The sequence below is a fragment of the Paenibacillus sp. RC73 genome (assembly GCF_044908085.1).
GTDB lineage: Bacteria > Bacillota > Bacilli > Paenibacillales > Paenibacillaceae > Paenibacillus > Paenibacillus terrae_A.
In genome coordinates this window covers 492,558-511,120 of record NZ_JBIYCV010000003.1, presented here as the reverse complement: position 1 = coordinate 511,120, position 18,563 = coordinate 492,558, and the positions used below count along the sequence as shown (strand labels likewise).

The following is an 18,563-nucleotide window of genomic DNA, read 5'->3' as shown; positions in this document are numbered from 1 at the left end:
TCTTGTACACGTTATGCGGACAAGAGGCAAAACAGTACAAGCATACGGTGAACGTGCCTGTACCGGGATAAGTTGAGAGGAAACAATGCTGAAAAGTTAATCCATCTAAAGCCTCTACATCATTGGACAAATATCGGCGCCGTCCTAGAGACGGACGATCCGATGGCCCGCCGCTTTGAGCAGGCGGTTCATAACGGCGTCTCCCAGCCCTTTCGGCGGACAGGCTTCCGCCAAAATAAAGGTGACGCCTTCCTCATCGCAGCGGCGCAGCACGCCGTACAGGCGCTGCGCTGCCTCATGGAGTGCGTCCAGCTTGCCCAGCGTGTAAACGCGCTCTCCGGCATAGCCGGCGGCATGCTCGTCGAACGCGAGCACTGCCGTGCGCTCCCCCCGCGCGGACGCCTCCGCCAGCGCGGCGCGAATCCAGCCCGTCACCTCAGCGGATGACGAGCCATGCACTACGCTCAAGCGGCCTCGCGGCGCGTAGTGCGTGTACTTCATGCCCGGCGAACGTGGTGCCGGGCTATCGGCGTCCTCGCCGGACGAAGCGGCGACCAACGCAGGGTCCAGCTCGACGGCGCGAGCGACCGCAGCGAGCTGCTCGGCCGTCACGCCGCCGGGGCGCAGGATGGTGACGGTTCCGTCGTCACCGGCCTGCACCACCGTGGACTCCAACCCCACACCCGTGGGGCCACCGTCCAAAATGCCGCCGATGCGGCCCTCCAGGTCCTCACGCACATGGTGTGCAAGGGTCGGACTGGGCCTGCCCGAGCGATTGGCGCTTGGCGCAGCCAGCGGACAGCCTGCTTCTGCGATCAGACGCAGCGCTACCGGATGATCCGGCATGCGCACGCCGACCGTGTCCAGCCCCGCCGTCACACGAGGCGACAGTGCTTGAGGCATCACGGGCAACACCAGCGTCAGCGGTCCCGGCCAGAACGCATCCATCAGCGCCCGCGCCGTATCATTCACTTCCGTTACCATGCCGTCCAGCTGGGCAGGGTCGGAAACATGCACGATCAGCGGATTATCGGAAGGACGCCCTTTGGCGGAGAATACCGATTCTACCGCTTCCGTGCTACGCGCATCAGCGCCCAAGCCGTACACCGTCTCGGTAGGGAACGCTACCGTCTCTCCTGCTTGCAGCAGCACAGCGGCCTCACGAATGCCTTTTTCCGCCGCAATACGGTCTTGTCTGGATAACATTTCACCAGATGATTCCCCTTCAACAACCAATTCTCTTACGTCCCACCATTTCGTATGGGAATCGGCCAACGGCGGCTTTAGCCCATGAAGCCCCTGTTCGTCCAATACCCGCTCACATATTTCCTTCTGCAAAGACTCTCCGCGCAAACCTTGTATTTGGTTCGATTTATCACTCATATTAGATCATCCCATATCTTATTGTCATACAGTCCTGGTTCAGTTAGCTCTATCCCTAAAGAACTTACTTGGGCGGCTTATCTGAACCAAATCTGTCCATGTCTCATAGCTGTAAACCCTATATCCCATTATAACATACCGGGGTCATGCACCCGTTGTTCTCTTTTCTACAACTTACGACGATTAGGCAAAAAGACCACTCACCCATCCCCACAACCCCGTCAATGCATCCCATAGAAAAAACCGTACTTCCGGCTCCTTGTCAGCGGCATTCGTCCGTCCGCCTCCTTGGTCCGCTTTTGCCGAGACCGTTTGAGCTGCCGCTTCCCCGCTGCCCGCATCAATGAAGCACAACGGAGGAAACAGCACGCACCACCAATTTTGCCCTTTGCCTTGTCCCAGCGTGACCCGAAGCGCTTCATAATCCCCTGCCGGATAGACAAGCCCACCGTACATCTTCGTCGGAAAAGGTACGTTTGCCAATTCTACCTGATGATCGTACGAGATGCCCCGTCGAGCCAGTTCCGCACCTACTAAACGGTCAATTTCGGGTAAATGAGCAGCAATCAGCACTCTGGCCTGATCCAAACTTTGCGGGTTTTCCAGCTTGCCAACCCACGCATCCATCTGTTGTACGATGGTATCCCTAATTTCACGTTTTACCAGCTGATCCTCTGGACGATCCGAATTGGCCAAAATGCGCAATCGGATGGAATCATGAGGAATGACGCCCGCTCCTGTCGTTGCCATCCCTGCCACTACAGGCCCTCTTGTCCCTGTTGTCATGGCGGCATCTGTTTTTTGACCTTCCCACGACATCAATAATATTGAAATACAAAATAGTATCATTGCAGCTTGCTTGGTCCAGCTTCTCATCCCAATCCCCCCAAACTCTATCATGTCTATCAGTCTGTCCGGTTTGGGAGAGGCTAAACCTATGAATCTCGTAAAATGTTCAAGACCATTTTAAAAACACCCAATACACCCTACATCAAGCACATGGATCTGGGCCGAAGCTTCGGAGCAGTCCGCGAATACGAAAAAGCCCAGATTTCACAATCTGGACCCTTCGTATCTCACTATTTCCCCTCACCCTAAGCATCAAGTGACATCCATTTAGAAGCATAGCATTAAGCCTTCTTCTCCTTCGCCAAACTCACTCTGGATGGCTGTGGCAGATCGTCCTCCAGCTCCTGACCGTGGACCTTAATACTCATAACCAAGCCAATGCTAGCCATGTTAATAAGCAAAGACGTCCCCCCATAGCTTATAAAAGGGAGCGTAATTCCCGTCAGTGGCATGATGCCCAAAAACGCGCCGATATTTTCAAAAATCTGATACAGCAACATGGATACAATACCGACGATAAGATATGGTCCGGCACGGTCACGGCATTCCAGCGAGATCAGGATCATTCGATGAATCAAAATAAAATATAGCAACAACAGCACCGACGAGCCAACAAAGCCAAATTCCTCCGCTACGACCACAAAAATAGAATCCGCATACGTGTAAGGCACACGACCGGATTGAACCGAAGTCCCCTGCAAAAAGCCTTTGCCCATCATCCCGCCAGAGGCAATCGCCAGCTTGGCATTTTTGGTATGGTAAGATGCCTTTGCGGTCGCTTTTTCCGGTACCAGCCAAGGGTCCAGTCGCTCTACCCAGTGACTACGGCCAATCCCCTTCATAAAAGAATCGATCTCATCATGAAACGAAATATAGGCTTTGAGCCCGCCACCAACGGCAACTACAAATATGGTAAATCCGATCAGTGCATGGGATGCCTTCACATTACCAATCCATAGCATACCAAGGACGATGACGATGTATCCGAGCGCATTCCCCAAGTCATTTTGCACCATGACCATAGCAAAAGGGACAAAGCTCACCAGAGCGACTGGAAGTACATCCTGAACAAAATACAGCTTGCTCTTGCGCTTCTTAATCAGCATATAAGTCAGAAAAATGATAAGAACCAGCTTGAATACCTCAGCAGGCTGAAGGTTCAAGCCACCAATTTTCAAAAAGCCCTGAGAGTTGTTAACCGTCCCGCCAAAAAAGCCGAGAGCAAGCAGGAATATTCCGCCTCCATATACATACAGTGCTTTTTTAATAAATATTCGAAAATCGACTACCGCTATACCCAAGATCACCACAAAACCCAATATATAATACCCGATCATCTTCTGGTAGTCATTGCCGTGCTCCGCCAAGTTGGTAGGGCCTCTGCCCGCGCTATATACCGTTATGATGCTGATTGCCATCAGCAAAACCAGAATGAAGATCACCGGACCGTCAATTTTTTTCAATTTCTGAAGCATGATTTCCCCCTGAGCCGTTTCTCGGTCATACTCCTTTTATTCTAAAGGAAAGACTCGCAAAAAGAAAATGCAGCATTATTCCGCAACGCCCAGGACATGACGTTCGATTCCAGCAAGGTCTGGAACGATTAGAATCGTATTCCAATGACCTGCCTGCTCCAGCAGTCCAGCCACGTCTCTGGCCTGTCCCATGCCCAGCTCAAACCCGATCAACCGCGGCGGAGCCTGAAGCAGCCCAAGCTGCTCCAGCATCGCCCGATACGGGCCAAGTCCGTCAGGCCCGCCATCCAGTGCCATGCGCGGCTCATGGTCGCGCACCTCCGGCTGCAAGCCTGCGATGTCGGCGGCCGGGATATACGGCGGATTGGACACCAGGATGTCCACCGCCTCTCCCGCGAACGGCGCCAGCAGGTCGCCTTCGCGCAGCTCCACGGCTGCGCCGTTGACAGTGGCGTTATGCGCCGCCATCTCCAGCGCTGCGGCGGAGATATCCCCCGCCGCCACGCGCCAGCGGGGCCGCTCAGCCGCCAGCGTGACGGCAATCGCCCCGCTGCCCGCGCCGATATCGAGCGCCTGCGGAGCGCCGTCCGGCCACAATCGGTCGCCGTGCTGAAGTATAGCCTCGACGAGCAGCTCTGTCTCAGGGCGCGGAATCAGCACCGACGGCGAAACCGCGAACGGACGGCCATAAAACTCCTGCCGTCCGATAATATACTGCGCCGGTTCACCTGCTGCTTTGCGGGCTATGACCGCTTCCCACGCCTCTTTACCCGAGGCTGGGAACGGATCGCCCAGCGCAGCGTAGAACGCCGTGCCTTCCAGCCCGAGCACATGCTCCAGCAGCAGACGAGCGTTATGCTGCGGCTCCAGCACGCCGCAGCTTCCTAAAAAAGAAGAAGCCTCAACTAAGGCTTCTCTGATACTCATGCTCCGCTCCGGCGACATCCGATACACAAGATCGCGTTCGTGTCCCAAAACTTAAACCTCTTGTTCCATCAAATCAGCCTGCTCTGCAATCGTGAGCGCCGATACGATTTCTTCGATCTCCCCGTTCATCACCTGATCCAGCTTGTGCATGGTCAGCCCGATGCGATGATCTGTTACACGGCTTTGCGGGAAGTTGTAGGTACGAATACGCTCACTGCGATCCCCGGTACCTACTTTGCTCTTACGCTCGCCTGCATATTTGGCTTCCTCTTCCTGACGAAGCATATCCGAAATACGGGCACGCAAAACCTGGAGTGCCTTCTCCTTGTTGGAGTTTTGGGATTTACCGTCCTGACAGGTTGCCATAATGCCTGTTGGCATATGCGTTACACGCACCGCCGACTTGGTCGTATTAACGGACTGACCGCCAGCACCGCTGGAGCAGAACGTATCTACGCGGATATCCTTGTCGGAAATTTCAACATCCACTTCTTCGGCCTCAGGCATAACGGATACCGTAGATGTAGATGTATGAATACGTCCGCCGGATTCCGTCGTCGGAATCCGCTGTACGCGGTGTGCTCCGCTTTCGAATTTCATTTTGCTGTATGCACCGCGTCCGTTAATCATGAAAATAACCTCTTTGAAACCTCCGAGGTCATTCATGTTCGCGTCCATCAGCTCTACACGCCAGCCTTGGGTATCGGCATAACGAGTGTACATCCGGTACAGATCCGCCGCGAACAATGCCGCTTCGTCACCACCCGCTGCACCACGAATCTCGATAATCACATTCTTATCATCGTTCGGGTCCTTCGGCAGCAGCAAAATGCGGATTTTCTCGTCCAGCTCCCGTTTGCGGGCACTGAGCTCATCAATCTCCATTTTTACCATTTCACGCATCTCGTCGTCCAGCTTTTCGGCCTGCATAGCTTTAGCAGCGTCCAGCTCTTCAACGACAGTTTTATATTCAGTATATGCTTCATAAGCAGGCTGTAAATCAGACTGTTCTTTGGAATAATCTCTAAGTTTCTTGCTATCGTTCGCTACATCCGGATCGCAGAGCAGTTCGCTCAGTTTATCGTAGCGGTCCGCCAATGATTGCAATCGGTCCAACAAGCGATTCACCTCTTCAGTTAAATTAATATGAAGCCAGATTCAAATTCACTGGCTACAGCTCTTTATTATACCAACTAATTAATTAATTAGCTACTAAAAATACTTCTAATTCATGAATTGAATAACAACCATAATTTAATAATAAAAAGCCGCCACCCAATACAGGCAGCGACTACTTTATTTAGCACAATGTTTTATACTGCAAACCTAATGTTATACATTAAAACGGAAATGCATAACGTCTCCGTCTTGTACCACATATTCCTTACCTTCCAAACGAAGCTGACCACGTTCCTTAGCCCCGTTCATAGAACCAGCAGCAACCAAATCGTTGTAGGATACAACCTCGGCACGAATAAATCCGCGTTCAAAATCCGTATGGATTACGCCTGCAGCGCCCGGTGCCTTTGTTCCTTTGTGAATGGTCCATGCGCGTACTTCCTGCACACCCGCTGTGAAATACGTATACAGACCCAACAAGCGGTAAGCTGCTTTAATCAGACGATTCAGACCGGATTCAGCCAGTCCCAGTTCCTCCAGGAACATTGCCTTGTCTTCGCCTTCCAGCTCGGCAATTTCAGATTCTACTTTGGCGCTAATCGGCACCACTTCTGCATTTTCCGCTACAGCAAAATCACGTACCTTTTGCACATAAGGATTGCTGTCGGCTTCCGTTACACCGTCTTCGCTGACATTAGCTGCGTACAGTACAGGCTTCATCGTAAGCAAATGAAGATCACGTACAATCAACTGTTCTTCATCCGACAATTCCACGCTGCGCGCAGGCTTATCAGCATACAGTGATTCCTTGATCCGCTCCAGCACTTCAACTTCCTGGGTGTATTGCTTGTTGCCACCCTTCATGTTTTTGCGGGAACGCTCAATGCGCTTGTCTACGCTTTCGATATCCGCCAGAATCAGTTCCAGATTAATGGTCTGAATGTCACTGATCGGGTCGATTTTGCCGTCCACATGGGTGATGTTCTCATCTTCAAAACAACGTACTACATGCACAATCGCATCCACTTCACGAATATGAGCCAGAAACTTGTTACCCAAACCCTCACCCTTGCTCGCACCGCGTACAAGTCCTGCAATATCAACAAATTCAAAAGCCGTCGGTACCGTTTTGTTCGGCACAACCAGTTCAGTCAGCTTATCCAGCCGCTCATCCGGTACTTCAACGACACCCACATTAGGGTCAATCGTACAAAATGGATAGTTTGCGGATTCCGCACCCGCCTGCGTTATTGCGTTAAACAGTGTTGATTTGCCCACGTTCGGCAAGCCCACGATCCCCGCTTTTAAAGCCATAATCAGAACAACTCCCGTTTATATAAAATGTGCGTTATGCCATCCGTTAGTTTACCAACCCACATTATATATGAGAACCCATACATGCGGCAAGCATATGGCTGTGACTTTCAGGATTTTGCTACAACCTCTACTTCTTCATTTAAATCTCTTTGCTCATCTGAATATCTGTAACCCGATAGCCGGACTTGCGATACACATGCAAAGCCCGCTCATTATGCCCAAATACATGCAAACCGATGCGAACAGCTCCCAGCCTGCGAGCTTCCTGTTCCAAAGCCCCCATCGCCATTGTACCTAACCCCCGCCCCTGATATGAATCGTAGACGAGAATATCCAGCAGAAAAGCTTCTTTTCCTTGCACGCTATCCGTAATATTGAACCAGATATAGCCCGCTTCCTCTTGGCTCTCCACATCATCAGTATCCGAATACATCAGCATGTAAAGGTGAGCATGGGGAGTGTCCAGTCTCTGTGGCAGGTATCGGGCAAAGCTTTCTGCCGCGCGTTCCGGCGCTTCTTCCACCGTCCATGTGCCTGCCTGGATTTTTTCGTCCGCGTAGTCTGCGAGCGAGCGCTGCTCAAACCATTCATATTGCTCTGCGTTCATCGGTACCAAGGTTGTAGTGCTGCTCATGCGTTCACCTTCTTTCTCAACCGAGTCGTGTCTTTAAGTCCTTTAATGCCAGCTACTCCAATTCCGAACATGACTGTGCGCAATTCCAGCTCCACCTGCTCCAATCGCGCCTCCAACGCCTCTCTGGAAGCAACCGCCGAGCCAAGCAAGGAACGTCCGAAGCCAGCCATATCAGCGCCCAAGGCAAGTGCCTTGGCTGCATCGACACCGTCTCTCAATCCACCGCTGCCTATCAGAGCACCAATGGGCTGAGCGGCTCTGACTTCTACGATACAATCTGCAGTGGAGTTTCCCCAATCCGCAAATGCTTCCGCCGCTGCACGGCGTACAGGATCGGGATTACGGAATTTTTCCACCTGACTCCAGCTTGTACCGCCTGCGCCCGCGACATCAATAAAAGCTGCCCCCGCATCGTACAGTCTCGAAGCTGTCTCACCATCTATACCCCAGCCTACTTCCTTCACGCCTACAGGCACTGAAAGCTGGCGGCACAACTCCTCAATACGTCCAAGCAATCCGCTAAAATCCAGGTTCCCTTCGGGTTGGAAAACCTCCTGCAATCCGTTCAAATGAAGTACCAGCATGTCCGCTCCGGCAATCTCCACCGCACGGCGACAGTCGTCCACACCAAACCCGTATTTCAACTGCACCGCTCCCAGATTGGCAAGGATTGGAATACTTGGTGCCAGACGGCGAACCGCAAAGGTCGGAGCCAATTCTTCTTTTTCCACCGCAGCCCGCACCGAGCCTACCCCCAGCGCCCAGCCGCGTTTCTCCGCTGTTTCTGCCAAGCGCTCATTAATCGCTCCCGTCTCGGCGCTGCCACCTGTCATGGAACTAATCAACAGTGGCGTTCGCACAGCTCGTCCCAAAAAAGTAGTGTCCAGACGTATCTCATCAAAATGCAGCTCAGGCAGCGCACAGTGTTTAAAGGCATAGCGCTCCAATCCATTCGTGATGCCTTGACCTGCCACGTCCTCTTGCAAACAAAGGCGGACATGCTCTATCTTCCGTTCACCTGTCCGTGCAGCAGGCAGCAAAGAGCCGGATCTGCCAGAACCCTCAGGTGCTTCGGGTTTATTTTCCACATTACTCATCTATGTCCCACCTCATTCAGGTCACTTCATGTATTTACACTGGTCTGAAAACACAAATAAGACCGTTCCCGAACATGGTAACCGATCTTTTATGTATTATTACAGGCAATCATTTAGATACCTTCATTGTAGCATGGATGGAAAAATATATACACAATCGCGAGCCTTTCCTTTGCTTATATAAACCGTTCAGGTGAGTTTTGTTTGTGCCTTAGTCCTCAATGTCTTCGTAATAATCATTTTTTTGCTTTTCCCAGTACCGTCTGTCTCCATCTGTAATTTCCCTTAGCACTTTACATGGATTTCCTACGGCAACCACATTATCAGGAATGTCTTTGGTAACGATAGATCCAGCCCCAATAACTACATTATTTCCAATATTCACTCCTGGAGTGATTACGGTATTTGCGCCAATCCATACACTGTTTCCAATCGTTATCGGTTTACCAAATTCCAGCAAGGTGTTGCGCACATCTGAATCTATCGGATGCCCAGCCGTATATACGCCTACCCTGGGGCCGAAAAAAACATGATCCCCTATTGTTACTTTCGCTACGTCAATAATGATGCAGTCATAATTGGCATAGAACTGATTGCCCACTGTAATGTGACAGCCATAGTCACAGCGAAATGGGGGTTCGATATATATCTCCTGACCTGTAGACTCGAACAGTTGTTTAAGTAGCTCTACCCGGTACTCCTGTTGCTCTTCCGTACTGTAATTGAACAAACGGGTAAGCATTCTCGATTTCTTGCTATCCTTTGCCAATTCTTTTCCGCCAGCCATATATAGTTTGCCTTCTAACATATTTTCTTTATTCGTTGCCATGTACACTTTCCTTCCTGTTTAAAAGGTTTTCATTTCACTCCATGAAGTTGGACAAATGCCTGATACTAAATTATAGTACAGTTTATTATCATGCTTTTAATAAGTATTGTCAAAAGCATGGAAGGATATATAAAACGACATGTCCACTTAAAGCTTTGTCTATTCTTTGCGGCTTTTAGATAAGCGGCGGTAAGGAGTTCTTTGTATGACAGCACAGCTTTCCAAAGATCCAAAGTTCGTTCGCAATATGCTATTCTTATTATTTGCTCTTCCAGGTGTGGCTTTTGCATCTTGGGTCTCCCGAACACCTACAGTCCGGGATACACTGGGTGCTTCAACTGCGGAGATGGGAGTTATTATTTTCGGAATGGCGGCAGGCTCTATACTGGGACTACTGAGTACAGGCCACATCATTGCACGTACAGGTGCGCGACTGGTTATCCTCGGCAGCTCGCTGTTGTTTTTAATAGGTTTTATAATTATAGGTGTAGGGACTGTCTTTTCATTAACGGGTATGGTATTCGTCGGACTTGCTATTTTCGGATGCGGCTACGGGTCGGCAGAAGTCGCTTTGAATGTGGAAGGGTCCGCTGTTGAAAACCGTTTAAGCAAAACCCTGCTGCCTGCTTTCCACGGATCGTTCAGCGCTGGTACACTTATAGGCGCAGCCATCGGCTCAGGAGCTGCCGCAGCCCACGTCCCTGTGCTTATACCACTCTGGCTGTTCTTATTGCCACCACATCTATTTATTTGTATCGATTCCTGCCCTCCCATACAGGTAAAGAAGCTTTGGAGCATTCTCCTCAAGCCAGATCCGTCTTATCGCAGCAGCTTGCTGTTTGGAAGGAACGACGGGTTCTGCTCATTGGTATTATCGTACTGGGTATGGCCTTTGCGGAAGGATCAGCGAATGATTGGCTGCCTTTAACCATGATAGACGGGTACGGAGTGGATTCTTTAACCGGCTCTTACATTTATGGTTTATTTGTCGCAGCGATGACGATTGGGCGTTTTACTGGCGGATTCGTATTGGATAAGTACGGAAGGGTGCCTGTTTTAAAAGGAAGTGCGCTCATGGCAGCTGTCGGCATTGTTCTTGTGATTTGGGGACCGCATTATGGGGTAGCCGCATTCGGTGTGCTGCTATGGGGTCTTGGAGCCTCGCTTGGCTTTCCCGTAGGATTATCTGCTGCGGGAGATGAACCCCAAGGGGCAGCCGCCAGAGTGGGTGCAGTGGCGACCACCGGATACATTGCCTTTTTAGTAGGCCCTCCCGCATTAGGGTTTCTGGGGGAGTCTTTCGGTCTCTTACACGCCATGATCGCGGTACTTATTGGTGTTATCATTGCCGGCCTTCTATCAAACGCTGCCAAGCCAATAGATTCCAAAGAAACTCATTTAAAGTGTCCTAATAACGATTTAACATAGCCTCATATCTTAATAAAAGACAAAAAAAGCCTTGAATATCAAGGCTTTCAGCTTGAGAGAAAGTCCAGGGAGCTTTTCATTCCATTTTGTATATTTATAAATTGAAATATTAATAGTTTTCCCCTGCCCGTCAGTTCCCGTTCAGCTTCCTCCACATAGTACTACGCCCGATTCCGAGCCGTTTGGCCGCCTTAGACTGATTCATGTTTTCCTCCTGCAAAACCAGCAAAATGATATCCTTCATGATATCATCGAGTGTCTGGTTCATATTGATGCTGGAGATGGAGCGCTGCGGGCGCTGCGATTCTTTTTTTAAAGTCGCCGCCACCTCTGCTTTGGTAATGCAGCTTCCCATTGCATTCAGGGCCAGTTCCTCGACCACCCTTTTTAACTGCTCCAGGTTATCCTCCCAATAAAAATCCCGCATCAGCTCCACCGCCTCCGCTTCAAAATCAATCCGTGCCTTCTCCGGGGTTTCATTCATCTCATGGCGGCACAGACGGATCAAGTTCGGAATACTTTCTTTTCGGCTGCGCAGCGTGGGCAGCTGCAATTTTAGACAGCCCAGGTTGTTGGCGAACAGCCGGCATATTTCATCCGGTTCATCATCCGAGTTGCGGCAGGAATAGGAAAAGATAATTTTGTTGTGCGAATAGACGGCCCCGTCTTTAAAATACTCATGCATTTGCTTGATAAAAGAAACTGACAGTACCTCCACATTTTTAATATAAATGATGTGTCCGATCTCCATAAACGGCGAGTTGCTGTGCTCCAGTATCCACTTCCATTTTTTACTTGTCATTAGAATGCAGTCGATAATCATCAGCGGCTTTTGCCTGATGAAATGATCTTTATTCAGAAAGCAGGTTTTATAGAGCTCGTTGGCAACTATATTTTTGCCGGTGCCGACCTCGCCGATAATGATCACGGGGCTCATGCTCTGGCCGTATTTATGAATTTGGGCGATGATTTCCTCAATGGCTGCGCTTTGGTCAAACCAGATATGATCCCTGTCCCAGTCCTGCTCGTCCTCGAACCGGATGGCATAATCATTGTGCTCCCCACCGGGTCCAAGCTTCTCGAAGAGGAACAGATTCATGCTGATCCCCTGAATATTCATCCGTATTCCTTTGATTTCCCAGATGCTTCTGCTTATTTTTTTTCTGAACTGCACGTCTTGCCTGTGCCGCAGCAAGGGCAACCTGCTGCGCAACTCCGCATCCGCTTCAGCGCGGATATTGTCCTGCAAGGTGGAATGGAATACACTTCCGTCATCCCCGTACACCACAACCAGACTGTGTTTTGTGGAGGCATTCGCATTTAGATGCTTCTTTCTCACATGTTGTCCTCCTTTTTCGATCATTTTTGCAATTGTTTCAAATTGAATCATTTCACCTTTTAAATCGCATTGAACATATAGGAATACTAATATAAAGTATACAATCATACAACCAAGCATTTTGAAAAATGCTGAACCTACAAAATTTGATCTGTTATGGAGGTAACCCGATGTCAAATCCATCCTTTTCACTACACGGAATCGTCACCACTGTGCTCACCCCGTTCACCGCTGATTTGAAAATTGATTATCCCTCATTGCAAAAGCAAATCCAGGCTGCGCTCGATGCCGGTTCGTCCGGTTTCCTGGTTCCCTGTCTTGCCAGTGAAATCGCGCATTTGACGCTGGACGAGCGGCGCGAAATCGTGAAAGCCACCGCCGAGGTCAGCAAAGGCAAAGCCTTGATCATCGCCAGCATCAATGCGCCGACAGGCAAAGAGCGACTTGGACTGCTGGACGACTTCCTGAAATATGGAGCAGATGGCGCCAATATCATGCTGGATTACACGACGGACAGCCAATATTGGCAGGATATTCAGGAGATTGACAAGGCGCGGCCCCCTTTCCTGATCCTCCAGGATGTGGACGGCCAAGGCGACGGATTAAAGGATGAGCTGCTGCTCCGTTGCTTTCATGAATTTGCCAGCGTGGTCGGGGTGAAGGTGGAGGTGAAGAACAACAATCCGAAATACTCCAGGCTACTGCAGGCAACGGACGGGGCGATCAATATTTCCAGCGGAAAAGGGAACGAGCAGCTCATCGAGCTGCTGGACAGGGGCGTGCAGGTCGTGATGCCGTCGGGGTTGTTTGAAATTTTCAACGGAATCTATCAACGTTATGCGGCAGGCAACCGGGAAAGCGCCAAGCGGTTATTTTATGCGGCACTTCCGATTATTGCCTACACGCGCCAGGACGGCACGATCAACCGCGCTTTTCACAAACGGTATTTGCAGGCCACCGGCGTGTTCACAACCCATCTTACCCGCGAAACCGCTTATTACGATGCCGTCAACGAAGCCTACAACCGGGAATTGCTTCAACTGGCCTTAACTATCAAAGAAAATATCGATCAATATTGATAAGCCTCACCGCTTCAAATTGTTTCAAAACGAAACACTTTTTCCAAGCAAAAGCTTTGACTGAAAAAAGTGATCTGGCTAAAATAACGTAAAAGCAGACAAAAACGATGTGAATTATATGTTTTTAGAGAGGAGCTTTCGCAATGAAGTTGAACACATCTATGCACACGGTAAAAATGGCAGGCCTGTTATTGTTGGTGCTGTTGACAGCATGCGGTCAAAACACAACGGCTCAGAGCACGAATGCGAAAGCAGGCAGGGAAGCGGCGACACAGCCGGAAACGGTGACCACTTTGCTGGTAGGCACAGGCGGAACGACAAAGCCTTTTACCTTCTCAAATGACCAAGATGAGCTGGATGGCTACGACATCGCCCTGTTGAAAGCGGTGGACGAGTTGCTGCCACAATACGAAATCAAGTTTGAGCGGGTGAAGTTCGACGGAATTTTTTCTGGAATTGATGCGGGGCGTTACCAGATCGGAGCCAACAGTATTTCCAAAAAGCCGGAGCGGGAAGAAAAATATCTTTTCAGCTCGGAGCCTTACGGCTATGCCAGCACAGTTATTGTGAAACGGAAGAATGAGGACACGCTGAAAAGCCTAGATGATCTCGGCGGAAAAAGAGCCATAGTCACCACCGATGGCAGCGCGAACGACAACTTCATCGAAGCGTTCAATAAAGAGCATCCCGACAATCCGATCCAAATTACCTATGCCGATCTGGAGGATGTCCAGGTCTATCAGAAAATTGAAAACAATGAGCTTGATTTCAAGCTGCACGGCTTGTCCTCATACAAAGAAATCGTGGACGAGTTCGGATTCAAAAATCTGGACAAAGTGACGCTCCCGCTGGAGCAGGCCAAACGGATCAGCGATCCCGGCGTATATTTTATTTTCCCAAAAACGGACAAAGGAGCGGAAATCCGCACTGCGGTGGACGGCGCACTGGCCACATTAAGAGCGGACGGAACGCTTTCCAGGCTGGCCGTTCAATATTTTGATACGGATATCAGTAAGGGCACGGCCGAATAACTGATCAGGCAGTACGAAAGGGGTCTATTTTATGCCAAATCTATTTGATTTTGGTGTGGTTATGGATATGATTCCGCAACTCATCAAGTACATTCCAATCACATTCGAAATCGTGCTGTTATCCGTTGTTTTCAGTTGGCTGATCGGATTCGTCGTGGCTCTGGTCAAAATAAACAAGGTGCCTGTGCTCTACCCCCTGTCCGGCTTGTATGTTTCCTTCATGCGGGGCACCCCGCTGATCATACAACTGTACATTGCCTACTTCGGCATACCGCTGCTGCTGCAATACTGGAGCCATGCCCAGGGGGTGGAGTACAGCGTGAACGGGATCAACCCGATAGTGTTTGTCGTCGTCGCGTTTGCGCTTAATGAGGGCGCCTACTGTTCGGAGACGATCCGCGCCGGCCTGGAAGCCGTGGACAAGGGCCAGACCGAAGCCGCCATGTCCATCGGAATGACCGCAAGCCAGACCTTTTTCAAAATTGTGCTGCCCGAGGCTTTGATCGTTGCCCTTCCTTCACTCGGCAATGCCTTTATCGGCATGATTAAAAACACTTCGCTGGCGTTTACCTGCGCCGTGGTGGAGCTGACTGCCGGAGCCCGGCTGCTGGCCTCAAAAAACTATCGCTTCTTTGAATCCTATGTCGCGCTGGCTATCATCTATTGGATTATTACCATCGTTGCCGCACGGCTGATCCGGGTCGCCGAGAACAAACTAAGAGCAAACGAAAGACAGGTTGACTTCAATGATACGAGTTCGTAGCCTTCATAAGCAATTTCATAAACACCAGGTTCTCAAAGGCATTGATCTGGATGTCGGGGAAGGGCAGGTCGTGGCCATTATCGGCCCGTCCGGTTCGGGCAAATCAACCATTTTGCGCTGCATCAATTACCTGGAGAAGCCGGAAGACGGCATTATCGAATTAGACGGCAGGGTAATCGATGCCAGACAAGCGAAAAAAAATGACATTCTTTATTTAAGGCAGCATACAACAATGGTGTTCCAGCAGTTCAATCTGTTCAAGCATAAAACGGCGCTGGCAAATGTCATGCTGGGGCTTACGGAAGTGCAGAAAAAAAGCAAAGCCGAAGCGCGGAAAATCGCTGATCATTATTTGGACAAGGTCGGTCTGAGCAACAGAAAAAGCTATTATCCCCGGCATCTTTCCGGCGGACAGCAGCAGAGGGTAGCGATTGCCAGGGCGCTGGCGTTGAACCCCAAGGTCATTTTGCTGGATGAACCGACCTCGGCCCTGGACCCGGAAATGGTAAACGACGTACTGGAGGTGATCCGAACCGCCGCCCGCGAGGGCAGAACGATGATTATCGTCTCGCACGAGATGAATTTTGTCTATGAAATTGCCGACAAGGTCATCTTCATGGACAATGGGCAGATTGTGGAACAAGGGACCCCACAGGATATTTACCTGAGTCCCCGCCAGGAGAGAACCAGACAATTTTTGTCCAAGGTCAATATCGGCTCTAATTACTCTATTTGACGAGCAACTGCTGCAGCTATAGGTTGCGGCATTCAACTACCCAAGGGAGGCTAAAGCAATGAGTACATTAAAAGAGTACTTGCAGCAGAAACGGGAAGCGGGTCTGCTTCTCAGAGAAAAGGCCGAGCAACAGCCGGAATACAACCGCTTCAGCGCCAAGGTAAAGGCCAAGGGGCGCAGCGGCGTGCGTGAAATCCGCATCCGTGATTTCCAGGTCATCAGCGACAGCCCAGAGGATTACGCCGGCTACAGCCTGGGCCCAAGCTCTCCGGAGCTTCAGCTTGGCGTGTTGGGAAGCTGCCTGACGCATATTACGCTGATCCAGGCTTCACAGAGGGGAGTCAGCCTTGACGCGCTGGAGGTTGAGGTGAGCGGCCAGCAGCACCCGCTGGCGGGCAGCCCCGGATACGAGCATATTCCGATTTTCCCGCACAATATCCGCTACAAGCTGCATATTACATCCTCCGAGTCACAGGAAACCATTGACGCGCTGCATAAGGCCGTGGAGGAGGCCTGCCCAATACTGAATCTGCTGCTGAACCCGCAGACCATAGAAGGCGAGCTGTTCCTTACCGCCCCCGAGCAGGTGTAAACGGATTTTTCGAAAAAAGCTGCAGCGTTATCCAACTGATCGGGATATATAGCAGTATCCTATAATTGCAAAGGAAGTTATTTGCCCATGCTTCACTCTTTGAATGTGCGGCTGAACCGGTTGATGCCCCTGATCACTCCGATCAGCATCATCGTAGGCGTGTTTTGCGGCAGCAGCCTGTCATCCTTTACTTATCTGTCGCCATGGCTGTTTGCCTTCATGACCTTTGCGGGAAGTATCAGTCTCGGGTTCAGAGATTTCCTGAATGTGCTCAAGAAACCCGCTCCGCTCATTATCTGCCTGTTCATTCTGCATCTGGCCATGCCGGTCGTTGCTATGGCCTTCGGCCATTTAGCTTTTCCCGGGGATGCCTATACGATTACCGGACTGATTCTGGCCGCGGCCATTCCGACCGGAGTCAGCAGCTTTGTCTGGGTCAGCATTTATAAAGGCAACATCGCCTTAACCCTGTCGATCATTCTTATCGACACGATACTGGCTCCTTTCGCTGTTCCCGGTGTCCTCTCGCTCTTGATCGGAGCGAGCGTGAAGCTGGACGCGGCGGCCATGATGGGCAGCCTGTTCTGGATGATCGTCGTCCCCTCGCTGCTGGGCATGATCCTCAACGAATGGACCAAAGGCACCGTCGCCCCGCACTGGAGCCCGCGGCTGAACCCGCTCTCCAAGCTGATGATGGCTACAGTGGTAGCCATTAACGGGTCAGTTGTCGCACCTTACCTGACCCATCTCAACCTGAGGCTCGCCGGTCTTGCCGCCGTCATTGTTGCACTGGCTTCCACTGGATATATGCTGAGCTACTGCTCCTCCAGGCTGCTGGGCTGGAACGAAGCGGATCAGGTAGCGCTCATCTTCAACGGCGGCATGCGCAATATCAGCGCAGGGGCCGTCCTGGCCGTCTCCTATTTCCCTGCTCCGGTCGCACTGCCGGTCGTGCTCGGCATGGTGTTCCAGCAGATGCTGGCCTCCCTGGTCGGCTTTCTGCTCGGCCGACGTTCCCGCATCCGTGAGCGCCGCGGGACGGCTTCCGCGGCCTGATAATTAAGGGGCCTTCCGCAAAGGGTAGCCCGAAGCAGCAAACGAGCCCGTTCTCCGCATCAATATGGAGAACGGGCTCGTATACTTGGAAATAGTCTTAACGATAGCATTTTTACACCCAGCAGAACGTCGCCCGGATGATGCGCCCCTCTATCTCCAACGTTTCTCCATTTTTTCATCCATTGAAGTCGTACCCTAGGCGACTTTTTATATCCCAAAACTCGCACAACAACAGAGCAGGGAACACCCATTAATGCATCGCCTGCAATAGCACAACCTAATAACACAGCTACGGATGCGGCTGGCCTTTTAGCAGACTTCAATTCCCTGTTTGATAAGCTTCATGATGTCAAGATAAAGGTCAGGTCATATTAACATCCGTTATCCCTTCATCGAATCAGGTACATGTGAAATGCTTTCTTGCTGGTCCTTCGTACGTCCGTTGCCGAACTTGAATATCAAAATGCCTCCGATAATGACCAGCACGCCGATCAGCTTGGTGAAGGTGAACGGAATCTTTTCCAGTCCCAGCCATCCTAACGAATCCCACAGCAAAGCAGTGCCCAATTGTGCCGTTAATACGATAGAGATCGCATAAGTCGGACCAAGCAGCTTCACTCCTTGTACCAGACAGAACACCACGCCAACACCAATCATTCCACTGAACCAGTACCACGGCTGCATATGCTGTAGTGTAAATGTATTTTTCCCTGCAAAAATAAGACTGCCGAGCAAGGAGGCCAGAAACCCCGTTCCCAGCACAAGTGTGGTTGTAGCCCATGAACCTGTCCGTTCGTTCACCTTATTATTGAATATCGTTTGCAGGCTAACAAAGGCTCCTGCGATAACCGCCAGTACAATTCCTGATAGCATAATTTCAACTCTCCCCCGCTAATTCTTTTACGAATG

General features: G+C 50.7%; 17 protein-coding genes and 1 pseudogene. 7 read left to right on the top strand and 11 right to left on the bottom strand.

Going from position 1 to position 18,563, the window contains the following annotated elements; translation table 11 throughout:
- Nucleotides 1-144: 144 nt before the first annotated feature.
- The 9 genes from ABH897_RS09200 to ABH897_RS09160 form a co-directional block, all read right to left on the bottom strand.
- The gene (locus ABH897_RS09200) at nt 145-1,383 is read right to left on the bottom strand and encodes an L-threonylcarbamoyladenylate synthase (RefSeq protein ID WP_404591668.1); all 1,239 of its coding nucleotides are present in this window, start codon (nt 1,381-1,383) and stop codon (nt 145-147) included.
- Between the two features lie 183 nt (nt 1,384-1,566).
- Complete coding sequence (gene spoIIR / locus ABH897_RS09195) at nt 1,567-2,259, bottom strand: stage II sporulation protein R (protein WP_404591666.1); 693 nt, start codon at nt 2,257-2,259, stop codon at nt 1,567-1,569.
- 254 nt (nt 2,260-2,513) lie between these two features.
- Nucleotides 2,514-3,707 carry an FtsW/RodA/SpoVE family cell cycle protein gene (locus tag ABH897_RS09190; RefSeq protein WP_283653589.1) on the bottom strand — a complete coding sequence of 398 codons (1,194 nt, stop codon included), beginning with the start codon at nt 3,705-3,707 and terminating at the stop codon, nt 2,514-2,516.
- A gap of 75 nt (nt 3,708-3,782) precedes the next feature.
- A complete protein-coding gene (gene prmC / locus ABH897_RS09185) occupies nt 3,783-4,682 on the bottom strand; it encodes a peptide chain release factor N(5)-glutamine methyltransferase (RefSeq protein WP_404591664.1) in 900 nt (299 codons plus the stop codon).
- 3 nt (nt 4,683-4,685) lie between these two features.
- Nucleotides 4,686-5,753, bottom strand: a complete 1,068-nt coding sequence (gene prfA / locus ABH897_RS09180; RefSeq protein WP_025683383.1) for a peptide chain release factor 1 — start codon at nt 5,751-5,753, stop codon at nt 4,686-4,688.
- A 213-nt stretch (nt 5,754-5,966) separates the two neighbouring features.
- The gene (gene ychF, locus ABH897_RS09175) at nt 5,967-7,067 is read right to left on the bottom strand and encodes a redox-regulated ATPase YchF (RefSeq protein ID WP_014278491.1); all 1,101 of its coding nucleotides are present in this window, start codon (nt 7,065-7,067) and stop codon (nt 5,967-5,969) included.
- Nucleotides 7,068-7,209: 142 nt separating this feature from the next.
- Complete coding sequence (locus tag ABH897_RS09170; protein WP_404591662.1) at nt 7,210-7,704, bottom strand: GNAT family N-acetyltransferase; 495 nt, start codon at nt 7,702-7,704, stop codon at nt 7,210-7,212.
- The gene (gene fni, locus ABH897_RS09165; protein ID WP_404591660.1) at nt 7,701-8,801 is read right to left on the bottom strand and encodes a type 2 isopentenyl-diphosphate Delta-isomerase; all 1,101 of its coding nucleotides are present in this window, start codon (nt 8,799-8,801) and stop codon (nt 7,701-7,703) included. The genes ABH897_RS09170 and fni overlap by 4 nt, the downstream gene beginning before the upstream one ends.
- 211 nt (nt 8,802-9,012) lie before the next feature.
- The gene (locus ABH897_RS09160; protein ID WP_283653593.1) at nt 9,013-9,630 is read right to left on the bottom strand and encodes a sugar O-acetyltransferase; all 618 of its coding nucleotides are present in this window, start codon (nt 9,628-9,630) and stop codon (nt 9,013-9,015) included.
- Nucleotides 9,631-9,835: 205 nt separating this feature from the next.
- Here ABH897_RS09160 and ABH897_RS09155 point away from each other — a divergent pair.
- Nucleotides 9,836-11,058: pseudogene (locus ABH897_RS09155) on the top strand (MFS transporter).
- A 130-nt stretch (nt 11,059-11,188) separates the two neighbouring features.
- On the opposite strand, the gene ABH897_RS09150 reads toward ABH897_RS09155, so the two are convergent.
- Entirely contained in the window at nt 11,189-12,397 is a 1,209-nt protein-coding gene (locus ABH897_RS09150) for a helix-turn-helix domain-containing protein (protein WP_404519418.1), read from the bottom strand.
- A 170-nt stretch (nt 12,398-12,567) separates the two neighbouring features.
- Here ABH897_RS09150 and ABH897_RS09145 point away from each other — a divergent pair, with 170 nt between their 5' ends.
- From ABH897_RS09145 to ABH897_RS09120, 6 genes are all read left to right on the top strand, one after another.
- Nucleotides 12,568-13,476 (top strand): dihydrodipicolinate synthase family protein, encoded by a 909-nt coding sequence (locus ABH897_RS09145; RefSeq protein ID WP_283653596.1) that lies wholly within the window; start codon nt 12,568-12,570, stop codon nt 13,474-13,476.
- Between the two features lie 143 nt (nt 13,477-13,619).
- Entirely contained in the window at nt 13,620-14,507 is an 888-nt protein-coding gene (locus tag ABH897_RS09140; RefSeq protein ID WP_283653597.1) for a transporter substrate-binding domain-containing protein, read from the top strand.
- Between the two features lie 31 nt (nt 14,508-14,538).
- On the top strand, nt 14,539-15,270 hold the full coding sequence (locus ABH897_RS09135; RefSeq protein WP_283653598.1) for an amino acid ABC transporter permease: 732 nt from the start codon (nt 14,539-14,541) through the stop codon (nt 15,268-15,270).
- A complete protein-coding gene (locus ABH897_RS09130) occupies nt 15,254-16,006 on the top strand; it encodes an amino acid ABC transporter ATP-binding protein (RefSeq protein ID WP_283653599.1) in 753 nt (250 codons plus the stop codon). The genes ABH897_RS09135 and ABH897_RS09130 overlap by 17 nt, the downstream gene beginning before the upstream one ends.
- A gap of 58 nt (nt 16,007-16,064) precedes the next feature.
- Nucleotides 16,065-16,598: an OsmC family protein gene (locus ABH897_RS09125; RefSeq protein ID WP_404580909.1), complete on the top strand. Its 534-nt coding sequence runs from the start codon at nt 16,065-16,067 to the stop codon at nt 16,596-16,598.
- An 87-nt stretch (nt 16,599-16,685) separates the two neighbouring features.
- Entirely contained in the window at nt 16,686-17,654 is a 969-nt protein-coding gene (locus ABH897_RS09120) for a bile acid:sodium symporter family protein (protein WP_404591658.1), read from the top strand.
- A 381-nt stretch (nt 17,655-18,035) separates the two neighbouring features.
- On the opposite strand, the gene ABH897_RS09115 is transcribed toward ABH897_RS09120, so the two are convergent.
- On the bottom strand, nt 18,036-18,527 hold the full coding sequence (locus ABH897_RS09115) for a DMT family transporter (protein WP_283653602.1): 492 nt from the start codon (nt 18,525-18,527) through the stop codon (nt 18,036-18,038).
- Nucleotides 18,528-18,563: the final 36 nt, after the last annotated feature.